8 protein-coding genes are annotated in these 10,597 nt (G+C 73.4%); 1 reads left to right on the top strand and 7 read right to left on the bottom strand.

Features of this window, described 5'->3' with window-relative positions; translation table 11 throughout:
• Positions 1 to 5: 5 nt before the first annotated feature.
• The 7 genes from DFR41_RS11025 to DFR41_RS10995 all read right to left on the bottom strand — a co-directional run bounded on the left by DFR41_RS11025 (position 6) and on the right by DFR41_RS10995 (position 8,575).
• Positions 6 to 854 carry an STAS domain-containing protein gene (locus DFR41_RS11025; protein WP_114802719.1) on the bottom strand — a complete coding sequence of 283 codons (849 nt, stop codon included), beginning with the start codon at positions 852 to 854 and terminating at the stop codon, positions 6 to 8.
• A gap of 216 nt (positions 855 to 1,070) precedes the next feature.
• Positions 1,071 to 2,618: an HD domain-containing phosphohydrolase gene (locus DFR41_RS11020; protein WP_114802718.1), complete on the bottom strand. Its 1,548-nt coding sequence runs from the start codon at positions 2,616 to 2,618 to the stop codon at positions 1,071 to 1,073.
• Positions 2,615 to 6,037 (bottom strand): PAS domain S-box protein, encoded by a 3,423-nt coding sequence (locus DFR41_RS11015; protein ID WP_114802717.1) that lies wholly within the window; start codon positions 6,035 to 6,037, stop codon positions 2,615 to 2,617. The genes DFR41_RS11020 and DFR41_RS11015 overlap by 4 nt, the downstream gene beginning before the upstream one ends.
• Positions 6,015 to 6,356: an STAS domain-containing protein gene (locus DFR41_RS11010; RefSeq protein WP_114802716.1), complete on the bottom strand. Its 342-nt coding sequence runs from the start codon at positions 6,354 to 6,356 to the stop codon at positions 6,015 to 6,017. Before DFR41_RS11010 ends, DFR41_RS11015 begins: the two co-directional genes overlap by 23 nt.
• Positions 6,314 to 6,652: an Hpt domain-containing protein gene (locus DFR41_RS11005; protein ID WP_114802715.1), complete on the bottom strand. Its 339-nt coding sequence runs from the start codon at positions 6,650 to 6,652 to the stop codon at positions 6,314 to 6,316. Before DFR41_RS11005 ends, DFR41_RS11010 begins: the two co-directional genes overlap by 43 nt.
• The gene (locus DFR41_RS11000; protein ID WP_114802714.1) at positions 6,636 to 7,115 is read right to left on the bottom strand and encodes a response regulator; all 480 of its coding nucleotides are present in this window, start codon (positions 7,113 to 7,115) and stop codon (positions 6,636 to 6,638) included. Before DFR41_RS11000 ends, DFR41_RS11005 begins: the two co-directional genes overlap by 17 nt.
• Entirely contained in the window at positions 7,112 to 8,575 is a 1,464-nt protein-coding gene (locus DFR41_RS10995) for an ATP-binding response regulator (RefSeq protein ID WP_114802713.1), read from the bottom strand. Before DFR41_RS10995 ends, DFR41_RS11000 begins: the two co-directional genes overlap by 4 nt.
• A 341-nt stretch (positions 8,576 to 8,916) precedes the next feature.
• On the opposite strand from DFR41_RS10995, the gene DFR41_RS28165 reads away from it, so the two are divergent.
• Positions 8,917 to 10,596: a methyl-accepting chemotaxis protein gene (locus tag DFR41_RS28165; protein ID WP_114802712.1), complete on the top strand. Its 1,680-nt coding sequence runs from the start codon at positions 8,917 to 8,919 to the stop codon at positions 10,594 to 10,596.
• Position 10,597 lies beyond the last annotated feature (1 nt).

Below are 10,597 nucleotides of genomic sequence, written 5' to 3'. Positions count from 1 at the left end.
GGGGTTCAGGCCTCGCGGCTGATGCGCCAGCCGTTGGTCTTGAGGGCCTGCGCCAGCGCGTCGGCCAGCGTGGCCTTGGTGACGATGCCCTGCAGGTCGATGCCCAGGTGCACGATGGTCTGCGCGATCTGCGGGCGGATGCCGCTGATGATGCAGTCGGCGCCCATCAGGCGGATGGCCGTGACGGTCTTGAGCAGGTGGCGGGCCACCAGCGTGTCCACCGTCGGCACGCCGGTGATGTCGATGATGGCCAGCGCCGAGCCGGTGTCCACCACCGTCTGCAGCAGCGTCTCCATGACGACCTGGGTGCGGTTGCTGTCCAGCGTGCCGATCATCGGCACGGCCAGCACCCCGTCCCAGAGCTTGACCACCGGGGTGGAGAGTTCGAGCAGGTCCTCCTGCTGGCGGCGGATGACGTCCTCGCGCGACTGCTGGAAGGTGTCGGCCGTGTGCTGCGCCAGGCGGTCGACCAGGGCGGAGAGCGTCCACAGGGCGCTGCCCATGGCGGCCGGGTCCTGCGCGAAGGCCTGCTGCAGGCGGCCGAAGAGGGGCTTCTTGAGCCCCAGAACGAAGACGCTGGTGGCGCCGGCCGAATCGCCCTTGGCGGCGCGGCTGGCCGACAGCTGCTCCAGCGTGCGCCGCAGCGCCTGCCAGGCCGGGCCCTGGAGCGACTGCGCATCGCCCCCGGCTTCGAGGGCGCTGCGCAGGCCATCGGCGACGGCCGTGGCCTCGGCCTTGGCGCTGGCATGCAGGCCGCCCTGCGTGGTGGCCTGGAGCTCGCGCATCCATTCCTCGACCACGGCGGTGGCATCGTCGTTCAGAGCACGGACAAGGGCCGCGGTTTCCGGGTTCATGGGGAGGCCCTCGTTGAATGCTCCCTTGTAGGGATGGGGATGCGGGAGCGTCCAAAAGTGTAGGAAAAGGTGACAGCCGTCGTTGTCAGCCGATACCTCTTTTGCGCTGTTGGCCCACACGGATTGCGCCTGCCATCCGCCATGGCGCGCGCTGCGCCCGTGCAACGCGATCGGCCGGGGCGGGCCGGTCGCTCGGGAGCGCGGCCGCCCGGCGCCTCAAGCGCCGACTGGCAGCGCCGCGAAGTCCAGCGAATGCGGGTCGCTCAGCGCGCCGAAGCCCAGGCCGCGCTCCATCACCTGCTCGCACACCCGTGCCATGCGCTCGCCGTGGCGGATGAAGATCGACACCAGCTTGGGGTCGAAGGCCGCGCCGCTCTGCGCATGCAGCAGGCGCAGCACCTCGTCGGGCTTCATGCGCGCGCGGTAGCGGCGCTCGCTCACCATCGCATCGAAGAAGTCGACCAGGGCCGTGATGCGCCCCGGCAGCGGAATGGCGTCGCCCCGCAGGCCGCGCGGGTAGCCGCCGCCGTCCCAGCGCTCGTGGTGGGTCAGGGCGATCTCGGCGGCCAGGCGCAGCAGCGGCAGGTCGGAGCCGCCGAGGATCTCGGCGCCCATGACGGTGTGGGCCTCCATCTGCCGGTGCTGGTCCGACGAGAAGCGCCCCGGGTGCTTGAGCAGCGCATCGGCCACGCCGATCTTGCCGACGTCGTGCATGGGCGCGGCCTGCCGCAGCAGCAGTGCGGCTTCGGGGCTGCAGCCGGCCGCCAGGGCCAGGGCCCAGGCCAGGAAGCCCACCCGCACCATGTGCGAGGCCGTCTCGCCATCGCGGAAGCGCGCGGCGCGCGCCAGGTGGTCCAGCACTTCGCGGGGCTCGGCGGGGCCACCCTGGGCGAGCACGCCCGGGCAGCAGTCGATGCCCGCGGCGGCGGTGGTGTCCCACCCGGCGGCTTCGTCGGCGCCGGGGGCCGGGCCGGCGTCTGTACAGGCGGCCGGCTGCCCGGCCGCCGGTTCGGCGACGCATGCGGGCGTGTGCAGGGCCGTTCCAGCTTGCGGGTCCGCGCCGGTGTCCACCTCGGCGCCGGCCGGCTCGACCGCGTCCAGCCGGTAGCCCTGGCCGTACACCGGCGTGAGGCGCAGCGGGCCCTGGCCGTCCAGCCGCAGCTTGCGGCGCAGGCGGCTGATGTGGGTGTCCACCGTGCGGGTGGTCACGTCCGCCGTCCTGCCCCAGACGCGGTTGAGCAGGTGTTCGCGCGACAGCAGCACGCCCGGGTTCTGGAAGAGGTAGACGGCCAGGTCGAATTCCTTCTGCGTCAGGTCGACCGCCGTGCCGTCGACGGCGATGCGGTGCTGCACCAGGTCCACGCGGTAGCCGTTCAGCTCCAGCACCTGGGGGCCGCGCGTGCGGGCGCGGCGGCTCAGGGCGCTGATGCGGGCCAGCAGCTCCGCCGGGCGCGCGGGCTTGACGAGGTAGTCGTCGGCGCCGCTGTTCAGGCCTTCGACCACGTGCGCCTCCTCGTCGCGCGAGGTCAGCACGATGGCCGGCGGCTGCACGCCCGGGCGGTTGCGCAGCCAGGTCAGCACGTCGCCGCCGGTGCCGTCGGGCAGCGTCCAGTCCAGCACCAGCAGGTCATAGCGGCGCGAGCCCAGCTCGCGGATCAGCTCGCCGGTGCTGCCGAAGCTGGTCACCTGATGGCCGCCGTGGCTGAGCCACAGGGTGGCCAGGTCCCGCTGATCGGGGTCGTCTTCCAGGAGGGCGATGTTCATGCGGGCTGGGAGTGGGGTTGGGGGCGGTCCTGGGATTGGACGGCCGAGGGGGCGGCCAGATCGTGACGGGACTGCAAACTCCCGCCAGGAGCGGCCTCGTCCAGCCAGCGGGTGAGCCGCACGGTGCTCACGCCGTCGTGGTGCAGGTAGTCGACCTGGTCGCAGGCCTTGCGGATGATGGTCAGGCCGAAGCCGCCTTCGGGGTACTCGTCGAAGTTGGTCGGCAGCTCGTCCTCGGGCGGCACGTAGGGCTCGCCGATGTGGATCAGCGACACCTCCAGCGCGTCGGGCGGCCGCCGCAGCAGCGCCTCCACCGGCGCCTGCGGCAGCCGCCCGCGCGTGTGGCGCACGATGTTGGTGAAGGCCTCCACCACCGCCACGGTGAACAGGCCACTGGCCGGCGAGGTCTGGCCGGCATCGGCCAGGCCGCGGTCCACCAGGTCCCGCAGGGCGCCGATGGCCCCCGGCTCGGCGGGCAGTTCGAGGCGCTGCACAGGCTGCTGCGGGTCGAACACCCGCACCGTGGCCAGCGTCACGTCGTCGGTCAGCATGGTGCCGGCCAGCAACTGCTGGCGCATGCGGTGCAGCATGGCGGCCGGCGTGGCATGGTGCTGGGCCAGCCGGCGGAAGGCGGCATGCACCTGCTGCACGCCCACGCGCTCGCCGTCAGCCAGGCGGGCGTCGCACAGACCGTCGGAATGCAGCAGCAGGGCGTCGCCCGGGCCCACGGGCCGGCTTTCCTGCGTGAAGCGGGTGTCGGCCAGCACGCCCAGTGGCGGATGCTGGTTGCGCAGCAGCGCTACGGCGCCGCCCGGGCCGATGTGCATCACCTCCTCATGGCCGCAGCCGCACCAGGTGAGCAGGCCGCGCGCCAGGTCGATGCGCACGTAGGCCAGGGTGACGAAGGTCTCCAGCGCTTGCAGGTGCGGTGTCATGGCCGCGTGCACGGCGTTGAGGATGTCGGCCGGCTCGGGCGTGGCGTCGCGGGCGGCGGGCTGCATCATCAGTTCCACGAGCGAGCGGCTGAACTGCATCTTCACGGCCGCGCCCAGCAGCGCGGCATTGACGCCCTTGCCCATCACGTCGCCGGCGATCAGGTCCACGCAGCGCGGGCCCGGGCGCATCACCTCGAAGAAGTCGCCGTCGATGTCCTGCGAGGCATGGTTGAAGCTGCTCAGCCACAGGCCCGGCAGGTCCACGGCAGGCGCGGCCACCAGCAGCGAGGCCTGGATGCGGGCGCTGATCATCACCTCCAGCTGGCGCGCGGCGCGCAGGTCCTCACGGTGCTGGCGCTGCTCCTCGATGTCCTCGACGATGCCGATCAGGTAGAGCACGCGGCCGCGGTCGTCGTGCGCCAGCGAAGCCGTGAGCCGCACCCACAGCGGCCGACCCGTGGCGCGCACCAGCCGCGCCTCCAGCCGCAGGCTGGAACCGGCGCCGTCGAACAGCCGTTCGGTGCCTTCCATCACGGCGGGTGCGTCCAGCGGATGCAGCAGGTGCTGCAGCGGCAGGCCCAGCAGCGCGGCGGCGTCGCGGCCGAGCAGGCGGCACAGCGTCTGGTTGACGCGCACCAGCTGCTGCTGCCGCTCGTCCAGCAGGAAGATGCCCACGGCCGCCTGCTCGAAGGTGGCGCGGGCGCGCACCTCGCTGTCGCGCAGGGCGCGCTCCACGCGGCGCTGCTCCGAGATGTCGCGCATGGTGGCGGTGAACAGCGTCTGCGCGCCGGCGCGCACCGCCACCACCGTGGCCTCCACCGGGAAGTGCTCGCCGTTGGCCCGCAGCGCCATCACGTCGATGCGGCCGCCCCCATGCATGCCCACGCCGGCGCCGCGCAGGGCGTGCATCGCCCGCTGGCGCATGGCGCGCCGGGCCTCGCCGGGTGCCAGCAGGCGGTGGATGGGGCGGTGCAGCGCCTGCTCGCGCGGCAGGCCGAACATGCGTTCGGCCGCGGGGTTGAAGTCGACCACCTTGCCGCGGGCGTCGGCGGTGACGACGGCGTCGAGTGCGCTGTCGAGCACGGCCTGATGCCGGGCCTGGGCGGTGCTCAGGGCCGCCTCGTTGGCGCGCTGGTCGGCGATGTCGGTGACGAAGCCCAGCACATGCATGGCCTCCTGGCCGCCGCGCGTCACGGGCAGGGCCACGCCGCGCAGCAGCATCCACTTCCAGCGGCCGTCGGCGCAGCGCACGCGGGCCTCGCAGTGCAGGCTGGCGAGCTCCCGGCGCAGATGGCGGGCGAGCCGGTCCGCCAGTGTGTGCCGGTCCTCGGGATGCAGCAGGGCCAGCCAGGCGGCGCTGTCGTAGCGGCATTCGGCCGGCGGCTCGCCGCGCATGGCGGCCCAGCGCTCGCTCAGGTCGACCCGGCCGTCGGGCAGCCGCCATTCCCACAGCGCGTCGCCCGACGCCGCCAGCGCGCGGCGCCAGCGCTGGGCGCGCTGCTCGCCCTGCGCATGCAGTCGGGCCAGGGTGGCGCGTGCCCTGTGCTGGCTGGCGATGCTGTGGCGCAGCGCACGCAGCGCCACCAGCACGATGGCCAGCGTGAACAGGGTCAGGCCGACGCCCGGGCGGATCTGGCGCAGCAGGTGCTGCAGCAGCGGCTGGCGCGGCTGGACGACCTGCACCTTCAGCGCCCGCTGCGGCAGCCACTGCTCGGCGGCCAGGTCGTCCGGGTCCACGACGCCGGCCCGGGTGCCGGCCGGCCAGGGCGCGTTGGCGCTGGCCGACAGCACTTCGCCGGCGGGGCCGGCCAGCAGGGCCCAGCCGCCGCGCTCCTGGGCCAGCGCATCGGTCAGCCGGTCCAGGCTGTCGGCCTGCAGCAGGGCCACGGCCCAGCCGCGCTGGCCCGGCAGCACGCGCAGCACCGGCACGACGCCGGCCGGTGCCCGCTGCGCGAGGACGGGCGGCAGGGCCGCCGCGGGCAGCCTTCGGCCGACGCACGGGTCGCAGGCCGACGCCGTGGCCGGCAGGCGCAGGCTGGCCGGTGGCGGCAGCAGCGGCGGCGCGCCGTCCTGCGCCAGGGGGCCGCCGCGCTCGTCCAGCGCCAGCACGGCCAGCAGCTCGTGGTCCCACGGCGGCCGCAGGCCTTCGCCGGCGGCCTCCGGCAAGGCGGGTGCGTCGGCCGTGCCGGCCGGCCAGGCGGCCGCCAGGGCCTGCGTGGCGGCTTCCGCCCGGTCCAGCCGGGCTTCCACCAGGCTTGCGAGCGCCGTGGCATGCAGCCGGGCGTGTTCCTGCGCTTCGTCGCGCAGGTTGTTCCAGCCCTGTGCCACCCGGGCGGCCATCGTCAGCAGCACCGCGACGGCCACCAGCAGGCCCACCCATCGCAACTGCTGCTCGCGCCGGCGCAGGGCGCGTTCCAGGGCGGCGTCGGCGCGCGGGTCCGGAGCTGCGTCCGGACCCGCTTCAGCCGAAGGAGGCGATGGCATCCTGCCGGTCCGGGAAGATCTGGAACACGCGGTTCATGCGCATCAGCGCCAGCAGCGCCTGCACCGTGGGCGTGAGGTTGCACAGCCGCAAGTCGCCGCGCCGGGCATTGAGCTGCCGGAGGCAGGAGATCAGCGCGCCCAGGCCCGAGCTGTCGATGAACTTCACGCCCTGCAGGTCGAACACCACGCGCGTCGCCGTGGGGCCGACCAGGGCCTGCACAGTCTCCTTGAACTCGCGCACGTTGCTGGCGTCGAGGTTGGCCTCGCGCAGGGCGATCACGACGACGTCGTGTCCGGCGGGGTGGCTGCTGATTTCCATGGTGGCGTGTCTCCGTCGCGGGCGGGGGCGATCAGGCCGTCGAGGGCGGCCTCCAGTGCGTCCAGGGCCTGGCGGATGCCGGCCGGGTCGGTCTGCCCTTCGGCATGGCGCGCCAGCTCGCCCAGCGCGGCGAAGCCGTAACTGCCGGCGGCACCGGCCAGGCGGTGCAGCGCCTGCTGGCGGCCCTGGGCATCGGCGGCCTCCAGGATGGCCGCCCGGCGCTGGGGCAGGCCGTCGAGGAAGCGGCGGCGCAGCGCCGCGTAGGCGGGCCCGCCGCGGTCAGCCCCGGGGCCCACGGCCGTGCTCCCAGTACATGCGGATGTCCTGCGGCAGGCGCACGGGGTCGAAGGGCTTGACGATCACCCCGGTGGCGCCGTGGCGCAGCAGCTCCTCCAGCTGTTCGGGCATCGCCTTGGCCGTGAGGAAGACCACCGGCACGCCTTCCATGCCGGGCAGCTGCCGCAGCTGCTGCAAGGTCTGCGGGCCGGACAGCTGCGGCATCATGACGTCCAGCAGCACCAGGTCGGGCCGGAAGCCGGGCGCCGCCTGCAGCGCCTCGGCGCCGCTGCCCACCGCGCAGACCTCGTAGCCGCCGATCTGACTGAGGCTGAAGTCGAGGATGTAGCGGATGTCGTCGTCGTCCTCCACGCACATCACGCGCCGCAGCGCGTCATCGCCGTCGAGGGGGGCGTCGATCCGAACGCCGTCGGCTTCGCCTGCGGTGCAGGCACTCTTCCGAACAGCCGGGCGAATGCTCATGGCATCGCCCTCGCGCGGACCGGCTGCGGGACCGGTTCGGCCGGGAACCAGACGTCGAAGGTGGAGCCGACCTCGCCGGCGCCGGGCGCGTAGCCGATGCGCCCGCCCATGCGCTGCACCAGCAGCCGCGCCAGGTGCAGGCCCAGGCCGGTGCCGCCGGGCCCGCGCTGGTCGCCGCCCTCGGCCTGGGCGAACTTCTCGAACAGGTGCGAGCGGAACGCCGCCGGCACGCCGCGGCCCTGGTCGGTGACGGCGATGCGCTGGCCGTCGCCGGTGTCGCTGAGTTCGATGAGCACCGTCTGGCCGGGCGCCGAATGCTTGATGGCGTTGGAGATCAGGTTGGCCAGCACCTGCAGCAGGCGGTCGGCATCCACGCTGGCGCCACGGCCGGTGACCGGCGTGGTGGCCGGGCAGCGCAGCCGCAACTGCACGCCGGCACGCGCCGCATAGGCCTGCGCGGCGCTCACGGCCTCGCCGGCCAGCGGGGCCAGCGCCTGCGACTGGCAATGCAGGGTCATGCGGTCGCCTTCGAGCTTGGCCAGGTCCAGCACGTCGTCGATCAGCTTGCCCAGGCGCTCGCCGTTGCGCTGCGCGGCGGCCACCAGGGGCTGTGCGGTCGGCGGCAGGCGGCCGGCCACGCCCGAGGCCAGCAGGCCGACGGCGCCGAGGATCGAGGTCAGCGGCGTGCGCAGCTCGTGGCTGACGCTGGCCAGGAATTCATCGCGCATGCGTTCGTTGCGCAGCGCCTCGGTCAGGTCGCGCAGGACCCAGGTGGTGCGCACGGCGCCACCCTCGCACCAGCGGCTGGCGCTGGCCTGGGCCCAGAAGCCGTTGCCGTCGGCCGTGCGCAGCCACAGGCGCTCGCCGGTGGCGAGCTGGCCGGGCGCCGCGCCGATGACGGCCTCCAGTGGCTGGCCGGCCAGGCTGCGCGCGCCGGCCGCGCCGAAATAGCGCAGCGCGGCGCGGTTGGCGTCGACCACCATCGCCTGCGCGTCCACAGTGACGACGGCGTCGGCGATGTTGTCCTGGATGCCGCGCTGGCGCTGCAGCTGGCGCCGCCAGTCGGCCTGGAGGGCCGAGCGTTGGGCGTGCCGCGCCAGCCGGGCTTCCAGCAGCGCGTCGCTCAGGCCGCGGTGCAGGCAATCGTCCATGCCGGCCGTGAGTGCGGCGATGGCGCGCGCCTCGTCCGGCGCCTCCAGCAGGGCCACGATCGGCAGCCACCGGTCACCGGCCCGCAGTCGGCCACAGACCCGTTCGGGCTCCCACTGGCCCGGGGCCGGCAGCCACAGCAGCACGTCCGTGGGAATGCCCGAGCCCAGCCAGGCGACGGCGTCGCCCACGCTGGCTACAGGCCGCACGCGGTGGCCGGTCCGCCCGAGCCGCTCGCACAGCTCGGCGCGCGCGGCCCCGTCGGTGCCGACGACAAGGACATGGAAGGTCGCGGAGGGGTTGGAAGGCATGGAAAAACGTGTCCAGCTTGTCTCGTGGTTGTGCCGCGATCCGTGACGGAAGGATGACACAGCGTCAGGCAAAAGGTAACAAGCCGTTCTTTCTTGAATCTGAACATCCGAGCGCGATGCAGGGGCTCCGGCGGCCCATCCCGACTGTCCAGATGGGCCTTCAAGCCATGCTGCAGTCCCATTCAGGGCGTTAATTTGACCAATATCAAGAGATGTCTATGCGGCCCGCGCACCTCGCAAAAGACACAGAGAAGAAACGATTTGTCACGTCTTGTTGGCTCCAATCTGTTTCACGGCCTGCACGGATCTGCCCGGGCAGCGCCGCCAGCCAAGGAACAGCGATGCGGATCAACCTGCCCATCACCACCCAGGAGCGCCAGCTGCCGGACAACGGCTTCATGGTCTCGCGCACCGACCTCAAGGGCCGCATCACCTACGTGAACGGCACCTTCGTGGACATCAGCGGCTTCGCCGAATCGGAGCTGCTGGGCCGGGCGCACAACATCATTCGCCACCCCGACATGCCGCCGGAGGTCTTCGCCGACATGTGGGCCACGCTGGCGCAGGGCCTGCCGTGGACCGGCATCGTCAAGAACCGCTGCAAGAACGGCGACTTCTACTGGGTGCGCGCCAACGCCAGTCCCATCTGCGCCGATGGCCGCATCGAGGGCTACATGTCGGTGCGCAACAGGCCCTCGCCCGAGGACGTGCGTGCCGCCGAGCAGCTCTACGAGCGCCTGCGCAGGGGCGGCAGCCGCCTGCGCGTGCGCCAGGGCGAACCTGTCGGCCCGGTCTGGGCCGATCCGATGGCCGCACTGCGCCGCCTGCCGCTGCGCCGGCGCATGGCCTGGGCCACCGGCACGCTGGCCGTGGCCAGCGCCGCGGTGGGTGCGTGGCTGGCCTGGAGCGGCGTGGCCGGGTCGGCGACCGGCCTGCTCGCCGGGCTGTCCGCCGCCTCGGCCCTGGCCTGGACGGTGCTGGGCCTGATGCTGGAGCGCACCGTGCTCGGCCCGCTGGATGCCGCGGTGCGCACCGCCCGGGCCATCGCCAGCGCCGACCCGCGCCGTTTCGTGCTGCGCCGCGGCGACGAGACGCAGGCGCTGGTCAGTGCCCTCAACCAGATGAGCGCCAACTTCGTCGCCGTGATCGCCGACGTGGGCAGCGGCGTGGCCGGCGTGAGCACCGCCTCGACCGAGATCGCACAGGGCAACCTGAACCTGTCCTCGCGCACCGAGGAGCAGGCCAGTGCGCTGGAGGAGGCGGCCGCGTCGATGGAGGAGCTCACCAGCACCGTGGGCCAGAACGCCGAGAACGCGCGCCAGGCCAACGAGCTGGCGGTCTCCGCCTCGCAGGTGGCGGCCCGGGGCGGCGGCGTGGTGGCGCAGGTGGTGCAGACCATGGCCTCGATCCACGGCTCGTCCAAGCGGGTGGTGGAGATCATCGACGTGATCGACGGCATCGCCTTCCAGACCAACATCCTGGCCCTCAACGCCGCGGTGGAGGCGGCCCGGGCCGGCGAGCAGGGCCGCGGCTTCGCGGTGGTGGCGGCCGAGGTGCGCCAGCTGGCGCAGCGCTCGGCCCAGGCGGCGCGCGAGATCAAGACGCTGATCGACGACGCCGTGGCCAAGGTGGACGCCGGCACCCGCCTGGTGGGCGAGGCCGGCAGCACCATGGGCGAGGTGGTCGACAGCGTCAAGCGCGTCACCGACTTCATCGGCGAGATCGCCGCGGCCAGCGCCGAGCAGACGGCCGGCATCCAGCAGATCAACCAGACCGTCATCCAGCTCGACCAGGTGACGCAGCAGAACGCGGCGCTGGTGGAGGAGGTGGCCGCCGCCTCTGCCGCGCTGGAGGAGAAGGCCCAGCACCTGGGCCAGGCGGTGAGCGTGTTCCGCGGCACCGGTGCGCGCGGCCGGACCGCCCCCGCGGCCCACGCCAGCGCCTTCGACGACGCCGGCGAGGAGGGCGCCGCCGCCTTCGCCGACGACCTGCCCCCGGCCTCCCGCCTGGCCCATGCCTGAG

Source organism: Pseudacidovorax intermedius, assembly GCF_003350475.1.
Lineage (GTDB): Bacteria > Pseudomonadota > Gammaproteobacteria > Burkholderiales > Burkholderiaceae_C > Xenophilus > Xenophilus intermedius.
Note: the sequence above shows the minus strand (reverse complement) of the source record. Positions and strands in the feature narration are given on the sequence as shown.